Origin of the sequence: Sphingomonas sp. AOB5 (genome assembly GCF_029433115.1) — a bacterium.
GTDB lineage: Bacteria > Pseudomonadota > Alphaproteobacteria > Sphingomonadales > Sphingomonadaceae > Sphingomonas.
Genome location: NZ_JARNTV010000032.1, coordinates 24,837 through 40,415 on the forward strand (window position 1 = coordinate 24,837; position 15,579 = coordinate 40,415).

Genomic DNA, 15,579 nt, shown 5'->3' on the forward strand with positions numbered 1-15,579 from the left:
GTCAGCTACGCTGCCACCTCCCCCTCCGGGGTAGGATTTGAAAGCTTGAAATGTTGGATTTCACCTGCTCGGCTCAAGGCGCTCCGCACCCCGAAGCCGCTCTTTGAACCCGCAAATCCACCTTCGCCGGAACGGGCGGATCGGTGTGGAGCTAGTGTGAAGTTCCGCGCCGCAGGACCCGCGAACCGCTCAGCGGGTCACCCGCAACGGCAAGGTCGCAAACCCATATTGCTGCATCGGCTGCAAGGTCGGCTCGCCAGCCAGCTCGTACCCGGTCGTCCGGTCGAACATCTCGTTCACCACCGCGACGATTTCCTGCTTGGCCAGCGGCGCGCCGGCGCAGCTATGGATGCCGTTGCCGAACACCATGTGCGGCTTGCCGCTGCGGTCGAGGCGGAACGCCTCCGCATCCTCGAACACTTCCGGATCGCGATTGGCCGAGGCCCAGAACAGCATCATCCGCTCGCCGCTGCACATCTGCCGCCCGCCGAACTCGGTATCCTCGGCCACGGTGCGCGGCATCGCCACCACCGGGCTGTTGAGCCGCAGGATTTCCTCGGAAGCCTTCAGCACCAGCGAGCGATCGGTGCGAAGCTGCGCCTGAATCTCCGGGTGGGTCGCGAGGAAGTGCAGCACGATGCCCACCGATTGCGAGGTGGAGTCATGCCCTGCCGCCAGCACCAGCCGCACCATGCCCACCGCATGCTCCTCGGGCATCGGACCGCCGTCCAGCGTGCCGCTCAGGATCGCGGTGACCGGATCGACCGCGGGATCGCGCGGGTTCGCCTGCCGGTCGCGCGCCATCGCCCAGCTATAGTCCCACAGCGCCTGTTCTGCGTCGTGGATGCGCTTGCCCTGTTCCTCGCTCAGCACCTGTTGCGGGCGCGCGGCATCGGCCCATGCCTTGATCTGCTCCCAGTCCTCGCGCGGCTGGCCCAGCCACATCAGCAGCACCTGGGTCGGCACCGGCCGGGCGATCTCGGCGATGGCATCACCGCCGCCCGCCTTCACGAACGCATCGACATATTCCGCCGCCACGCCGCGCGTCAGCGGCTCGCGCTCGGCCATCGCCTTGGGCGAGAAGAGCGGGTTCAGCAGTCTCCGGATCTGGCTGTGTTCGGGCGGATCGCTCTCCAGCGGCATGCGGCGAATGCCCAGCCGCGCGGTGCCGTTGGCAAAGGCTTTCGGGTTCCGCACCACGCTGACGATGTCCTGATATCGCATCATGCCCCAGAACCGGTCCGCACCCCATGCGTCATAGCCCAGCGCCACCGGGCACCCGCCGCGCAGCCGGGCATATTCCGCCGCGCGATCCTCGACGGTCTTGTTGAGGTTGGGGTCCCAGTCTGCCTGCTCGACGCTCACGTCACGCTACTCCACAAAAGAAACGAGGCGCGCCCATAGGGAGACGCGCCTCGCGAGGGGGAGACCTTAGAATTTGGCGCGGATCGACGCTGCGATCACCCGCCCGATCGGGCTTGCCGCCGACGGATCGTAACCGCCGCCGCCGTTCACGCCCGGCGCCAGGTTCACATAGGGCGGACCGGAGTCGAACAGGTTGCGCACTTCGAAGCCCAAAGTGATGCCGCTCACCGCGCTGGGCGCGCCCATCTTGCCCAGATCGAAGGCGAAGATCAGGTCGACCGGGGTGAAGCTCTTCACATTCTGGTTCGGCGTCACCGCAGTGTTGCGATAGCCGCCGACATGGGTGACCGTCACCTGCGCCAGCAGCGCATCGATGCTCCACGCCACACTGCCGCGCGCCTTGAAGGTCAGCGGGTAGAAGATGGTGTTGCGCCGGTCGATCGGCGTGCCCGCCGGCGACACCGCGGTCTTGAAGTTGGTGAGATAGGTGCCGCTGGCGTTCAGGTTGAACGTGCCCAGATTGGCCGTCTCGATCCGCCAGTTGATGCTGGCGTCGATGCCGCTGGTGTTCGACTGGCCCAGATTGTTGTTCCGGCCATCGATGAACAAGGTGACGTTATTCGGATCGCCGCCCGGGAAGGTGCCGCGCGCCAGCGTCACGCCCGACGCCAGCAGTGCCAGCACGCGATCGCGCGCCGCCGTGCCCGTCAGGATGATGCCGGTGCCCGCGAACTGCGCCTCGCGCGTCAGGATCGCGAGGTCGGAGAGATAGCTGTCGACCTGGTTGATGTACTCGACGTTCCAATAGGTCGCGCTGACCCGCAGGTTCGGCGTCACGTCCCAGTCGCCGCCGACCGACCAGGTGGTCGCTTCTTCCGGCGCCAGTTGCAGGTTCGGCCCCGAATAGGCGAAGCCGGTCAGCGGCGAGCCGCCCGCCGGGTTCTGATAGGTCTGGCCGAACAGATTGTTCGAGTTGCCATAGATCTGCGAGATCAAGGGCGCACGGAACGAGGTGCCATAGCTGCCGCGCAGGGTCAGGCCCCGCACCGGCGACCAGTTCACCCCGAACTTCGGGTTCGTCGTGTCGCCCACATCGCTATATTTGTCGTAACGGACGGCCAGATTGACCTCGAGCTTCTGGAAGCCCGGAATGGCGTTCAGCCCGGTGAAGATCGGCACCAGCAGTTCGGCATAGCCCGAGTCCACCCGGCGCTTGAAATGGCGGAAGGTGATCGGCGTACCCGCGGCACCACGCGCGCTGCCCAGATGGGTGTTGATCTCCTGCCCTTCATAGCCGGCGGCCAGCTTCACATCGCCGCCCGGCAGGCTGAACAACGTGCCGTTGAGGCGCGCTTCATAGCCGACGAACTCGTTCAGCGTGGGCGAAAGGGTCACGAAATTGCTGATTGCCAGCAGGGTCGCGGCGGAAGTGCGGCCAAGACCATAGGGATCGAAGGCGGTCGCCGGGTTGTTGCTCGCCAGCGCGGCGTTCAGCGCGGTCGCGTTCAGGCCGCGAACCTGATCCGACTGGTCGTTGCCCTTGCCGTACGTGACCAGCGCTTCGAACTGCCAGTCGTGCGGCAGCTTCACGCGGACGCCCGGCGTCACCTGCCAGTTGGTCGCCGAACCGATCGACACGTCGCGCGGCAGATCGTTGATGAAGTTATAGTCGATCGTATAGCTCGTCCCCGCAAAGCCGGTGGGCCGCACGAAGAAGGCGTTGGTCTGCGGCACCGTCAGCGTCGAGCTGAAATAGGCCGGCAGCCGCTCATATTCGCGTTTCGAATAGAAGCCGTCGGCGAACACGGTCAGCCAAGGGGTGATCTCCTGGGTGAAGGTGCCGTTGACCGAGTTGTATTTCTGCTGCGGGAACAGGTCCTGCCCGATCAGATCGTTACAGGTGTTGGTGGTGCCCGCCACCAGCGAACCGACATTGGCCGTGGTCAGTTGCGACGGCATCGCATAGGCGACGCCGCCGGCACGCAGCGTGCCCGGTGCGCAGCGGGTGACGAGATAATTGTTGCCGCCAAACGGGCGCTGATCCGAACGGAAGAAGTCGCGGTCGTCGCCGTTGAGGTTCGAACGATAGACGCGCTCATAGGCCAGCATCACCTGACCGCTGTCCCACTTCTTGCCGATGGCGATGCCCATCTGCGATTCGTTGAAGTTGGCACCGGCGCCGTAACGCGCAGTCGCCTCCACCCCGTCGAGCGAGCGGCGCGGGATCAGGTTGACCACGCCCGCGATCGCATCCGAACCGTAAATGGCCGATGCGCCGTCCGCGACGACTTCGACACGCTCGAGGCCGAGCGTCGGGATCACCGAAGGCTCGAACGCGCGGCTGTTGTTCACCGCGCGGTGGCCGTCGACCAGGATCAGCGTGGCGTAGGGCCCGATGCCGCGCAGGTTGATCGTGTTGCCATAGGCGATGTTGCCGCTGCCGCCGCCCTGGCCGCGCGAATTCTCGGACACGCCAAGGTCGAACACCTGGGGAAGCTGCTGGACGAGGCGATCGGTGGTGACCGCGCCCGACATCTCGACATCCTCGCGGCCGAGCGCAGTGACCGAGGAACCGACCGGCGCGGCGCCGCGCAGGCGGCTGCCGGTCACGACCAGCTCGGTATTCTCGGCAGGCTGCTCGACGCTGGTGTCATCGCTCGCGGGCGCGTCCTGCGCCTGGGCGGCGACGCTCCAGCCGAGCGAAAGCAAGGCGGTACCGCACAGTGCGGCAATACGGATCGGCTTCATTCAGTCCCTCCCTTTCCCGTTGTCGCTCCCATGGAGCGCCGGATTGGTTGTGGAGGGTTGCGCGGCAGCGCGGCCGATAGCCTGGTCCAGCGCAACGCGCAGACGCGAACAGGGTTCTGGCAACGCCATGACGGGCATCCTCCACACAGCGCCCGGGACTCATCTGTCGGAGCCTCGGCAGCGCTTGTTATGGAAGAAACCATTTTTAGTGGAATGTTGCAACTGTTTTATCGAAAAACCTTTTGTGGAGACAACCAACGGGATCACTGGCATCAAATCCTCCCCCGGAGGGGGAGGTGGCATGCGAAGCATGACGGAGGGGTAGTCTCCACCAGCGAGCCGGTCGCTTGCGGAGACTACCCCTCCACCGCCTTCGGCGATCCCCCTCCCCCTCCGGGGGAGGATTTTGGAAGCTAAGCGCTCTCTCGCGCGATCAGGCGGAAGCCGACATCGATTCGCCGTTCGGGCACGTCCTCGCCCTTCAGCCGGCGGCGGATCACCGAGATCGCTTCGCGCGCGATCCGGCTGCCGTCGATGTCGACCGACGTGATCGTCGGGCGCATCTCGCCTGCGTTCGAGCTGTTGCCGAAGCCCATTATCGCGAGATCCTCGGGCACTTTCAGCCCCGCCGCCTGCGCCTCGACGATCAGGCCCATGGCGAGGAAGTCCGATCCGCACACCGCCACATCGGGCCGCTCGTCGAGGCGGCGCATGTCGGCGAACGCGCCACGGGCATAGCCGAAGCGCGACGGGATCGGCACGGTCCCCTCGGTCATCCCCTCGCCACCCAGCGCCTTCCATTCGGAGACGATGCCGTCGCGGCGCAGCCGGGCGCGGCTGCCCGCCGCGGTGATCACATGCGGCCGGCGATAGCCGCGCGTATGGAGGAAGCGCGCAATGTCGCGGCCCAGATCGACGTGCGAGAAGCCGATAGCGATGTCGATCGGATCGGCGGGAAAATCCCAGATCTGCAGCACGGTCGTCTTCGATGCGCGCAGCAGCGCCTGATGCTCGGCGGTCATCTCGCCGGTGGTGATGATCGCATCGACCCGGCGGCTGAGCGCGGCGCGGATCAGCTTGTCGGTCCGCGCCGGATCGACGCCAGTCAGGCCCAGCATCACATTGGTGTCGCCCGCCGAGAGTTCCTCCACCATCGCCTCGATCGTCGCATCGAAGATCGAGTTGGAGATGTACGGGATCAGCACCGCGACCAGCCGGCTCTTCGACGATGCCAGCCCGCCCGCCATCAGGTTCGGGATATAGCCGGTCTCGACGATCGCCGCCTGAATGCGCTCGCCGGTGGCCTTGGCCACCACCTCGGGCTTGTTGAGGAAGCGCGAGACCGTCGCCGGGGAAACGCCCGCCCGCGCCGCCACATCCTCCAGCTTGGGAACGCTCACTTGGAGAAGGCCGGGCTTGGTTGCATCATGAAACAATCCTAGCAGGACAGGACATGGAGACCAGACGCCTCGAATATTTCGTGCGGATCGCCGATGCGGGCAGCATCAATCGCGCCGCGCAGGCGCTCGGCATCGCCCAGCCCGCGCTCAGCCAGCAGCTCGCGATCCTCGAATCCGAGCTGAAGGCCGAGCTGTTCGTCCGTTCGCACAGCGGCGTCTCGCTGACCGAGGCTGGCCGCCGCCTCTATCCCCGCGCCCAGACCCTGCTGCGCCATTTCGAGGCGCTGACCATGGGCGATGCCGATGGCCAGTCGATCACCTTCGTCACCGTCGGCATCCCGCCTACGCTCGTCATGCCGATCGGGCTGCCGCTGATCGAGCGGGTGCTGGCCGATCACCCGCGCATCCGCATCCATGTGACCGAGGCATCGGCGATCGATCTGGTCGGCAATCTTGCCGCGGGCCTGCTCGACATGGCGGTGATCCCTTCCGCGCCCGCGGGCCCCGAGATCGTCGCGGAGCCTATCGCGCGCGAGGAGATGGTGATCGTCACCGCCGCGGGCGCGCCACCGCCCCCCTCCGAGCCTGCCGCACTGGCCGCACTGCCATGGATCGTCACCCGTTATCCGAACATCCTCCGCGGCGTCCTGTCGGCCTGGTTCCTTCAGGCCGAGCGCGAACCGCGGGTGATCGCCGAGGTCAACTCGCTCCCGACCGTACTGGCGCTGGTCGCGCGCGGCCGCGGAGTCAGCCTGCTGCCCGCCTCCGCGGTCGCCGCCGGGGTCGCCGAGGGACAGCTTGCGGCATGGCCGATGACGCCCGAGCCGCTGCGCCGCACGATCAACCTGTGCCGCCGCGTCGATGCGCCCGCGGGCCCCTCCTTCGCCGCCATCGAGCAGCTGATCCGCGAACTCGCCGCCACGCTCGCCTGACGCACCGCACAAAAGCCCTTTACGGCTCCGCCGCGCCGGGGGCATCCGTGACGATATCGAATCGATCATGGGGACGGCAGCGTGGATATTCCGGACGACATCTTCACCGAACCCGAGGACGTCGATCCCAACACGCTGGTCAATCTCGGCCCGCTCGCCCGTCTTGCCGGTATCTGGGAAGGGATGCGCGGCGTCGATGTGAACCCGAAGGCCGACGGTCCGGAACAGCGCGACTATTATGAGCGGATCGAGATGCAGCCGATCGATCCGCAGGCCAATGGCCCGCAGCTCTTCTACGGCCTGCGCTATCACGTCCATGTGAACACGCCCGAGGAAGACATCACCTTCCACGATCAGGTCGGCTATTGGCTGTGGGAACCCGCGACCGGACTGATCCTGCAGACCGTGTCGATCCCGCGCGGACAGGTCGCCATCGCCGCCGGCCATGCAGAAGCCGATGCGAAGCAACTGGTGCTCACCGCCACCCGCGGCCAGACCGAGTATGGCATCTGCTCGACGACCTTCCTCGAACTGGCCTTCCGCACCGATTCCTACCAGATCACCGTCGATTTCCACGATGACGGGACGTGGAGCTATGTGTCGGACACCAGCCTGATGGTCCGCGGCCGCGACGAGCTGTTCCTGCACCGCGACCGCAACACGCTGACCAAGATCGGCGAACCGGACCTCAATCCGTGGCAGCGGATCATCGGTGGTGGCGCGAAATAATCACGCGCGCACGAACAGGTTCTTCAGCCATTGCGGGCCGCCGCGTGCGGCTTCGCGCCAGTCGAGTTCCTCGTCGGCGCTGTCGGGGGTGTAGCCCCAGGGATTGAAGACCTTCACCCGCCCGGCGCGGAACGCCGCGGTGTTGCGCGTCACCAGAGTCAGCCCATGTTCCAGAGCGGTTGCAGCGATCAGCCCGTCGCGCGTCTCGGGATAGGGCAGCTGCGCGCGCCGCCGCACCACGGCAGTATCCACCGGCAGGATGCGTCCCCCGAACGCCGGGATCACCTGTTCGTCGATCCAGCTTTCCAGCGCCTTGGCCGCCGCCTTGTCGCGCCGCTCTGCCCGCACCACCGCGCTGCCCAGTTCGAGAAGCGCGATCGCCGACACGAACAATGTCTGCGCGGATACGCCCGAAGCCCACAGCGTAAAGCCGGAATCGCTGCGCCCGGCGCGCGCGTGGCGCAGCTCGAAGACGATTGGCGTATCGAGCAGGAACATCAGCCGATCTCCCCGATCCGGCCCCAGCTTTCCACCACCGGCGGATCGATATCCGCCACCGCACCGGGCATCGCCAGCAGGTCCGCGATGCTCTCCCGTTCGCCGGTCAGCTGGCGGAAGGCGGAGATACTCATCAGCACATGGGTGGGCTTGCCGCGATCGGTCACGAACACCGGTTCGAGTCGCGCGATTCGCTTCGCGTTGCTCACATCCTGGTTGAAATCGCGGCTGCTGATCACCCTCATTTTTGTACCTACATCGCTATATTGTTTGCGCTACCATGTAGGTACAATACTACTGTGTGATGCGCGCGCAACAAAAAGCCCGCAGCAGCCGGAAAAATGCGGGACCGAAAGCCGAACGGCGCATTTCCTGGTTGCGCGTCACCGCCGGTCCGCGCTCCCTGAGGGAAGAAATAAGGGGGAGATGTCTGTTGCTGACCGATTTGTTGAACGACGCCTGGCGTGCGCTGAGCGATATCATGGCGCCGCACGGCCCCGCGATTCAGGCCGCGAAATCATTCGCGCCCAGCGACTACAGCATCCACTTCTTCCTGCAGATCGCGATCATCATCCTGGCCTGCCGCGTGGTCGGCTGGCTCGGCCAGAAGTTCCTCGGCCAGCCGCAGGTGGTGGGCGAAATGATCGCGGGCGTGATCCTCGGTCCCTCGCTGTTCGGCCTGCTGTTCCCCGAATTCCAGACGGCACTGTTTCCCAAGGAAACCAAGAGCGTCCTCTATGTCGGCGCACAGTTCGGCGTCGGGCTCTACATGTTCCTCGTCGGCACCACGCTGAAGCTGGATCACTTCCAGTCCAAGGCGAAGAGTGCGGTCGGCGTGTCGGCGGCGGGCATTGGCGCGCCGTTCGTGTTCGCGATCCTGATCACGCCGCTGCTGCTGAGCGTGCCGGGCCTGTTCACGCCGGGCATCAGCCAGTTCAACGCGACCCTGTTCATGGGCGCATGCATCGCGCTCACCGCCTTCCCGATGCTGGCGCGGATCATCAATGAGCGCGGCCTGGCGAACACCTCGCTCGGCACGCTGTCGCTGACCGCAGGCGCGTTCGACGACGCGGTGTCGTGGTGCGTGCTCGCAGTCGTACTGGCGACGTTCGGCGGCGGTCCGGGCGTTGCGGTCCTCGCGATCGGCGGGGGCGTGCTCTATGCCGTCTTCATGCTGATCTTCGGCAAGCGCCTGCTCGCCCCGCTGGGCCGCGCAGTCGAGAAGGCCGGCGAAATGAGCCACACGGTGCTCGCCATCACCCTGATGCTCTATGCCATGTCGGCCTTCCTGATGGACGCGATCGGCATCCATGCGGTGTTCGGCGGCTTCCTGCTCGGCGCCTTCATGCCGCGCGGCCTGTTCGTCGAGGAGCTGAAGCGCAAGGTCGAGCCGATGGCGGTGGTGTTCCTGCTGCCGATGTTCTTCACCTATTCGGGCCTGAACACGCGGCTCGACATGGTGAACTCGCTCGAACTGCTGGCGATCGCGCTGGGCATCCTGCTGGTCTCGATCCTCGCCAAGTTCGGCGCTTGCTGGGCGGCGGCGCGGCTGGCGGGCGAGGACAATCGCACCGCGCTGGGCATCGGTGCGCTCATGAACTCGCGCGGCCTGATGGAGCTGATCATCATCAATATCGGCCTGCAAAAGGGCATTATCGGCCCCACGCTGTTCGCGATGATGGTGCTGATGGCGATCGTCACCACCGTGATGGCCGGCCCGCTGTTCGAGCTGGTCTATGGCCGCAAGGCCCGCGCCAGCGGCGAGCTTGGCGGCCTGTCGGCGAACCCGGCCTGACACCCACCCCCGGCGGCACCCCGCCAGGACCCGGCCCGTTCCACCCCCACGGAACGGGCCGGACGACATCATGGAGCGATGCATGAAACGGACGCTGGCGATCCTGGCCGCGCTGCTGTCGAGCAGTGCCGCCTGCGCACAGGATGTGACTGTGAAACCGACGCTCGATGCGCGCCTGCGCTATGAGCATGTCGATCAGGACGGGATCGCACTGCCCGCCGATGCGCTGACCCTGCGCCTGCGCCCGGGCGTCGAGGCGAAGTCGGGCGGCTGGTCGGTGCTGGTCGAAGGCGAGGCGACGCTCGCCATCGTCGAGGACTACAATAGCGGCACCAATGGCCGGTCCGGCTATCCGCTGGTGGTCGACCCCGCCAATCTCGAGCTGAACCGCGCGCATATCCGCTACACCGGCGCCGATGGCCTCGGCGTCACGCTGGGCCGCCAGCGGATCGAACTCGCCGACCAGCGCTTCGTCGGTTCGGCACCCTTCCGCCAGAACGAGCAGACCTTCGATGCGGTTCGCTTCCAGTGGGGCAAACCGCTCGGGTTCAGCGCCGATCTGACCTATTCATGGAACAACCTGACCGTGAACGGCCGCGACGGCACCGGCGCGCGTCAGCAGGCGGTGGGCGGCGACAATGTCTTCGCGCTGCTTGGCTATGCCGCGAAGCCCGGCAAGCTGACCGCCTTCGCCTATCTGGTCGATCAGGACGAAGCCGCGGTGCAGGGCTACCGCCTGTCCAGCCAGACCTATGGCCTGCGCTTCGCGGGCACCACGCCGGTCGCGCCGGGCGTGACGCTAGGCTACACCGCCAGCGTGGCGCGTCAGAGCGACTGGCACCGCAATCCCAACAATTATGCCGCGACCTATTGGCTCGGCGAAGCGACGCTCGCCACGAAGGGCCTGACGCTGACCGGCGGCTATGAAGTCCTCGGTGCCAGCAACGGTGCGGCCTTCACCAGCGTTCAGACGCCGCTCGCCTCCTTCTTCAAGTGGCAGGGCTGGACCGGCAAGTTCAACCCCACCCCGCCCAACGGCTTGCGCGACGCCTATGCGGGCGCGGGCTATGGCTGGAAGAAGGTCGGCCCGTTCGACGCGATCACGCTGTCGGCGGCGTATCACGATTTCACCAGCGACCGGCTGAGCCTGCATTACGGCAGCGAAATCGACATGAGCGCCAGCCTGAAGCGTGGGCACTATACGCTGACCGCACGCTATGGCCGCTACCGCGCGGACGCGTTCGCGACCGACACCGACAAGTTCTGGCTGCAGTTCGACTGGACGCTGTAAGGGCGCTCACGCCGCCGCGTGGATCGCCCGGATCATGTCGCGATGCGCCGGCAGATCCTCGGTCGCGCGCTGGCCGAAAGCCTGGATGCGCGCGAAAAGCTTCTCCGCTTCGCGCACATTGGGGAAATCGCCCCGGCCCGACGACAGGTCGGTACGGAATTCCATCCCGTAGAGGATGTACTGATAGTTGAAGAAGGCGAAGGTCTCGAGATCGAGGATGAAGTCGAACCGGTTGGGCGGCCGGTGCCGCCATGCGTCGAGCAGTTCCTGAAGCCGTTCGGGGATCGATGCCGGATCGGCATTGTCTCGCCAGAAGGGCTCGGTCCGCCGGCTGAGACAGTAATGCAGCTTCAGGAAGTTTATGATGTTCTCGTAACGGGCGACGATCAGCTCGTTGAAGCGCTTCGCGGGCGCATCGACGGGCCCGTTATGCGGGAAGAACTCGGCGATCATCCCGGCCGCAGCCTCGATCAGCACCAGCCCGGTCGATTCCAGCGGCTCGAGGAACCCGCCCGACAGACCGACTGCGACGCAATTCTTCACCCATTGCCGCTCGCGATAGCCCGGCTCGAACGGGATGATCCGCGCCGAATAATCGTCATGCCCGATATAGGTTCGCAGCACGTCCGCAGCTTCGTCGTCGCTCATATGCGCCGACGAATAGACGCAGCCGATCCCACGCGCGCCTTCCAGCCCGATGTCCCAGGTCCAGCCCGCCGCATGTGCCGCGGCAATGGTATAGCTTTCGATCGGCGCGTCGGGCCGGTCGTACGGAATCTTGCAGGCCAGCGCCCTATCGGTGAACAGCTGGTGCTTCACCGATTTGAACGGCGCGCCCAGCGCCTTCCCGATCAGCTCGGCGCGGAAGCCTGAGCAATCGATATACAGATCGGCGCGCAGCTCGCCCTGCTCGCGGGTGACGACATGGTCGATGCTGCCGTCCTCGGCCAGCACCACATCGGTCACCAGCCCGGTCAGATGGGTCACGCCCAGTTCGAGCGCGCGCTCCTCGAGGATTTGCGCCAGCCGCGCGGCATCGAAATGATAGGCATAGTTGAGCGGCCCCGCGAACGCTCCCTCGCCCGGTCGCTTGGGCGCGCGGCGCGATTCCGCCACGCGGTTCTGGATCGTCACCGCTTCGGCGAAAGAGGGCCGCGTCGCTTCGTCCTGCAACAGCCAATAGGGAACCAGACTGGTCCCCTCGGTATAGAAAGGCGGCTCGAACGGGTGGAGATACCGGTGCCGCTTGCCGTCCTCGGGCGCATGCAGCCAGTCGTTGAAGCGGATGCCCTGCTTGAACGTCGCCGAAGTCTCACGAATGAACCGGGTCTCGTCGACGCCCAGGAATTTCAGTGTGGACCGGATCGTGGGAAAGGCCCCCTCGCCCACGCCGATGATCCCCACCTCCGGGGATTCGAGCAGGGTGATCTCGATCTGCGCGCGGTCGGCGATGTCGAGGAAGCGCGCGAGATAGGCCGCGGTCAGCCATCCCGCGGTTCCCCCGCCGACCACCATGATGCTGCGCTTTCGAGCCATGCGACCTGACTAGAACAGCCGCGCCACAGCGTCGAGCGCGCACTGGAACAGCCGCGAGATTTCCCGCCACTCCGTCGGACGACACCACCACCTTCCGCTACGACGCCGCGCGCCGGCGGGTCGGCGTGATCTCCGCCGATCCCGATGGCGCAGGCGCGCTGGTGCGCCGGGCACAGAAGACGACCTATGACACGCTGAACCGCCCGACCGCGAAGAACCTGTCGGGCAGCGAGCCGGACGTCGCCTATACCTATGACCTGCTCGGCCGCATGACCGGGGCCAGCCATAGCGGCAACGCCCTGACCTACACCTATGACCCGCTGGATCGTGTGCTCAGCGTCAACAGCGACGCGTTCGATACCTCCGGCTATGACGGCACCGTCTCCTACGAATATGACATTGCGGGACGGCGGACGAAGATGACCTGGCCGAATGGCCAGTACATCACCTACGAATATCTGGTCACCGGCGAGACGAGCGTGATCCGCGAGAATGGCGCGGGTTCGGGCGTGGGCGTGCTTGCCACCTATGCCTATGACGATCTGGGCCGCCGTACGAGCCTGACCTATGGCAATGGCGTGGTCACCACCTATACGGTGGACAATGTGTCGCGGCTGGCATCGCTGAGCCACAATCTGTCGGGTTCGGGCGACGACGTCACCACCAGCTTCAGCTACACGCCCGCGAGCCAGATCGCGGGCCAGACCCGTACCAATGACAGCTATGCCTGGGGCGGCCATTACAATGTCGGCCGCAACTATAGCTCGAACGGCCTGAACCAGCTGACCGCCGCAGGCGGCACGAGCCTTGGCTATGACGCCCGCGGCAATCTGAACGCGTCGGGCAGCGACAGCTTCACCTACAGCTCGGAAAACCTGCTCACCAGCGCGACGGTGGGGGCCACCAGTTCGACCCTGTCCTATGACCCGCTGGGCCGCCTGTACAAGATCGAGGTCAGCTCGGTGGGACAGCGCTTCTTCTATGATGGCATGGCGCAAATCGCCCAGATGAACGATGCCGGCGTCATGCAGCGCCGTTATGTCCGCGGCCCCGGCGCCGACGAAGTGCTGGTGGAATATACCGGCGCGGGCACGAACAACCGCACCTTCCTCCAGACCGACGAGCGCGGCTCGGTCGTCGCCCGCAGCGACTCGAGCGGTGCAAGGACCGCGATCAACAGCCATGACGAATATGGCATCCCGGGCAGCAGCAATGCCGGACGGTTCCAATATACCGGCCAGGCATGGATCCCTGAGCTGGGCATGTATTACTACAAGGCCCGGATGTACTCGCCGACGCTCGGGCGGTTCGTTCAGACCGATCCGATCGGGTACAGCGATGGGATGAATTGGTATGCTTATGCAGGCAACGATTCAGTCAATCGTAGAGATCCTACCGGCTTTAGTTCGCAGTGTGCCTCACGAATAAATAGAACTATCGAAGTAAGCTGGATTGAAAGATCATACGGGCCCGAAGACCCTCAAATTAGAGAGCTATCAACTACAACTGAAATACTTTTTTGCATACCCGAGTTTTTCGGAAATAGCTGGTTCAACGGCCAGAATAATAACATCCCTTGCTCCGCCGCAAATCAATCAGGTAAAGGCCTGATAATACAAATGGGATTCACAGACACCCCGGTAAAAAATGGAACCAGTCACGCTTTCATAGTCGCGATTGACCCAGCTACCGGTAAAAAATTTGCATCCCGCGGAGGACCCGGGTCAGGGCCCGGAGGTGGAATTGCGTTTCAGCTCATAGCAGTGTCCGGACCGTTTGAAGCTGGATTTCCGGATTTTGGGGCAGTAAAGGGAATCCAAACCGTCGAATATCTGGATGTTTCTTTCAATGAAGCCGCACAGTATATGACTTCATTTGCAGAAGTAACAAATGACAACAAGCTCGCGTACCTAGGATTCTTTCAGAATAGCAATTCTTACGCGGCGGCTCTTCTCTCCGGAATGGGATTCAAGCCTCCAGAACCGGCAATGTTCTCCCCAGGATACAAATATCACCATGTCGATCCATCGATGAAATGCACATAGGCAAGTCAAAAATGAGAATAATCCTGATAATCTTAGGCTATTTAATATCCCTCTACTTAGTTCCAGCCATTTTTCTATCAATCTATGATGGACGAACTAGAAATCATATAATGACTCTAGACGAAAGCGAAGTGCCACCAAAATCTAAAATGCCCATAATGAACCAATTCATGCGGAGGCATACAGAAAAATATTCCGTTGATGATCAATATCAGCACCAATTCACCGGAATTGCTAAACAATCATCTCTTGATAAATTTCTATTGAACAGAAAGATTTCAATTATATTGAAATTTGATTCAAAAAATAAGACTTACATTAAGACGGAAGTGTGGATTTTTTATACATTTTTATGATTTAAGATTACGGTGACAGTTTACTGAATACACCAATTAGGGCTTTGCATCACTGAGCCACAATCTGTCGGGCTCGGGCGACGACGTCACCACCAGCTTCAGCTATACCCCGGCCAGCCAGATCGCGGGCCAGACCAGAACCAATGACAGCTACGCCTGGGGCGGCCACTACAATGTCGGCCGCAACTATAGCTCGAACGGGCTGAACCAGTTGACCGCGGCGGGCGGCACGAGCCTGGGCTATGACGCCCGTGGCAATCTGAACGCGTCGGGCAGCGACAGCTTCACCTACAGCTCGGAAAACCTGCTCACCAGCGCAACGGTGGGCGCGACCAGCTCGACGCTGTCCTATGATCCGCTGGGCCGCCTGTACAAGATCGAGGTCAGCTCGGTCGGGCAGCGCTTCTTCTATGACGGCATGGAACAGATCGCGGGCCGCGCGCCATCCTCTGCGCGCTTCCCCAGCCATCCGCCTGCTCTAGCGAACCGGAAAATGGTGCCCCTGGCCGGACTCGAACCAGCATGCCTTGCGGCGTTCGATTTTGAGTCGAATGCGTCTACCAATTTCGCCACAGGGGCAGCGAGCGCAGGTGCCTAGCCGAGCGCGCGCCGCCTATCAACCTGTGATCACTTCGGCGGCTTGTATCCCTGTGTCGGCGTAGGTGTCGGGCTGGGAGACGGCGTGGGCGACTGGCCCGGGGGCGGGCCGTCGGTCAGCACCGGGCGGGGTGTCGAAGTCGGCGCGGGGGTCGGGGCGGGCACCGGATCGCGATTGGGCGCGGGCGAGCGGAAGCTGGGCGGTGTCGACGTCGGCGAGGGCATCGATTGCGGCTGGCCCTGACCTTGTGGCTGGCCCTGTGGCTGACCTTGCGTCTGGGGCGGAC

11 protein-coding genes, 1 tRNA gene and 1 pseudogene are annotated in these 15,579 nt (G+C 64.1%); 5 read left to right on the forward strand and 8 right to left on the reverse strand.

Annotated elements, in window-relative coordinates; translation table 11 throughout:
- Positions 1-189: 189 nt before the first annotated feature.
- The 3 genes from P1X14_RS13975 to P1X14_RS13985 form a co-directional block, all read right to left on the reverse strand.
- The gene (locus P1X14_RS13975; protein WP_277315996.1) at positions 190-1,365 is read right to left on the reverse strand and encodes a cytochrome P450; all 1,176 of its coding nucleotides are present in this window, start codon (positions 1,363-1,365) and stop codon (positions 190-192) included.
- 66 nt (positions 1,366-1,431) lie between these two features.
- Positions 1,432-4,113, reverse strand: coding sequence for a TonB-dependent receptor (locus P1X14_RS13980; protein ID WP_277315997.1), 2,682 nt, complete (start codon positions 4,111-4,113; stop codon positions 1,432-1,434).
- A gap of 413 nt (positions 4,114-4,526) precedes the next feature.
- Entirely contained in the window at positions 4,527-5,513 is a 987-nt protein-coding gene (locus P1X14_RS13985; RefSeq protein WP_277315998.1) for a LacI family DNA-binding transcriptional regulator, read from the reverse strand.
- A gap of 53 nt (positions 5,514-5,566) precedes the next feature.
- Here P1X14_RS13985 and P1X14_RS13990 point away from each other — a divergent pair, with 53 nt between their 5' ends.
- Positions 5,567-6,445: a LysR substrate-binding domain-containing protein gene (locus P1X14_RS13990; RefSeq protein WP_277315999.1), complete on the forward strand. Its 879-nt coding sequence runs from the start codon at positions 5,567-5,569 to the stop codon at positions 6,443-6,445.
- A gap of 81 nt (positions 6,446-6,526) precedes the next feature.
- On the forward strand, positions 6,527-7,174 hold the full coding sequence (locus P1X14_RS13995) for a heme-binding beta-barrel domain-containing protein (protein ID WP_277316000.1): 648 nt from the start codon (positions 6,527-6,529) through the stop codon (positions 7,172-7,174).
- Here the strand turns inward: P1X14_RS13995 and P1X14_RS14000 are convergent, their stop codons facing one another.
- Positions 7,175-7,672: a type II toxin-antitoxin system VapC family toxin gene (locus P1X14_RS14000; protein WP_277316001.1), complete on the reverse strand. Its 498-nt coding sequence runs from the start codon at positions 7,670-7,672 to the stop codon at positions 7,175-7,177.
- A complete protein-coding gene (locus P1X14_RS14005; protein WP_277316002.1) occupies positions 7,672-7,917 on the reverse strand; it encodes a type II toxin-antitoxin system Phd/YefM family antitoxin in 246 nt (81 codons plus the stop codon). Before P1X14_RS14005 ends, P1X14_RS14000 begins: the two co-directional genes overlap by 1 nt.
- A 191-nt stretch (positions 7,918-8,108) precedes the next feature.
- Here P1X14_RS14005 and P1X14_RS14010 point away from each other — a divergent pair, with 191 nt between their 5' ends.
- Together P1X14_RS14010 and P1X14_RS14015 are read left to right on the forward strand one after the other, a co-directional pair.
- Complete coding sequence (locus tag P1X14_RS14010; protein WP_277316006.1) at positions 8,109-9,467, forward strand: cation:proton antiporter; 1,359 nt, start codon at positions 8,109-8,111, stop codon at positions 9,465-9,467.
- Positions 9,468-9,549: 82 nt separating this feature from the next.
- Positions 9,550-10,758, forward strand: coding sequence for an alginate export family protein (locus P1X14_RS14015; protein ID WP_277316003.1), 1,209 nt, complete (start codon positions 9,550-9,552; stop codon positions 10,756-10,758).
- A 6-nt stretch (positions 10,759-10,764) separates the two neighbouring features.
- Here the strand turns inward: P1X14_RS14015 and P1X14_RS14020 are convergent, their stop codons facing one another.
- Complete coding sequence (locus P1X14_RS14020) at positions 10,765-12,294, reverse strand: tryptophan halogenase family protein (RefSeq protein WP_277316004.1); 1,530 nt, start codon at positions 12,292-12,294, stop codon at positions 10,765-10,767.
- Between the two features lie 125 nt (positions 12,295-12,419).
- Between P1X14_RS14020 and P1X14_RS14025 the strand changes: the two genes are divergently transcribed.
- Positions 12,420-14,339, forward strand: coding sequence for an RHS repeat-associated core domain-containing protein (locus P1X14_RS14025; protein WP_277316005.1), 1,920 nt, complete (start codon positions 12,420-12,422; stop codon positions 14,337-14,339).
- 850 nt (positions 14,340-15,189) lie between these two features.
- Here P1X14_RS14025 and P1X14_RS14030 read toward each other — a convergent pair.
- Both P1X14_RS14030 and P1X14_RS14035 read right to left on the reverse strand, forming a co-directional pair.
- Positions 15,190-15,274 (reverse strand) — tRNA-Leu (locus P1X14_RS14030).
- Positions 15,275-15,322: 48 nt separating this feature from the next.
- Positions 15,323-15,579, reverse strand: a pseudogene (locus P1X14_RS14035) (hypothetical protein); the annotation flags it as partial.

What these genes read in the sequence shown, in the direction of transcription:
- P1X14_RS13980 (WP_277315997.1), bottom strand. Translation starts at nt 4,113, where the DNA reads ATGAAGCCGATCCGTATTGCCGCACTGTGCGGTACCGCCTTGCTTTCG.
- P1X14_RS13990 (WP_277315999.1), top strand. Translation starts at nt 5,567, where the DNA reads ATGGAGACCAGACGCCTCGAATATTTCGTGCGGATCGCCGATGCGGGC.
- P1X14_RS14000 (WP_277316001.1), bottom strand. Translation starts at nt 7,672, where the DNA reads ATGTTCCTGCTCGATACGCCAATCGTCTTCGAGCTGCGCCACGCGCGC.
- P1X14_RS14005 (WP_277316002.1), bottom strand. Translation starts at nt 7,917, where the DNA reads ATGAGGGTGATCAGCAGCCGCGATTTCAACCAGGATGTGAGCAACGCG.
- P1X14_RS14015 (WP_277316003.1), top strand. Translation starts at nt 9,550, where the DNA reads ATGAAACGGACGCTGGCGATCCTGGCCGCGCTGCTGTCGAGCAGTGCC.
- P1X14_RS14020 (WP_277316004.1), bottom strand. Translation starts at nt 12,294, where the DNA reads ATGGCTCGAAAGCGCAGCATCATGGTGGTCGGCGGGGGAACCGCGGGA.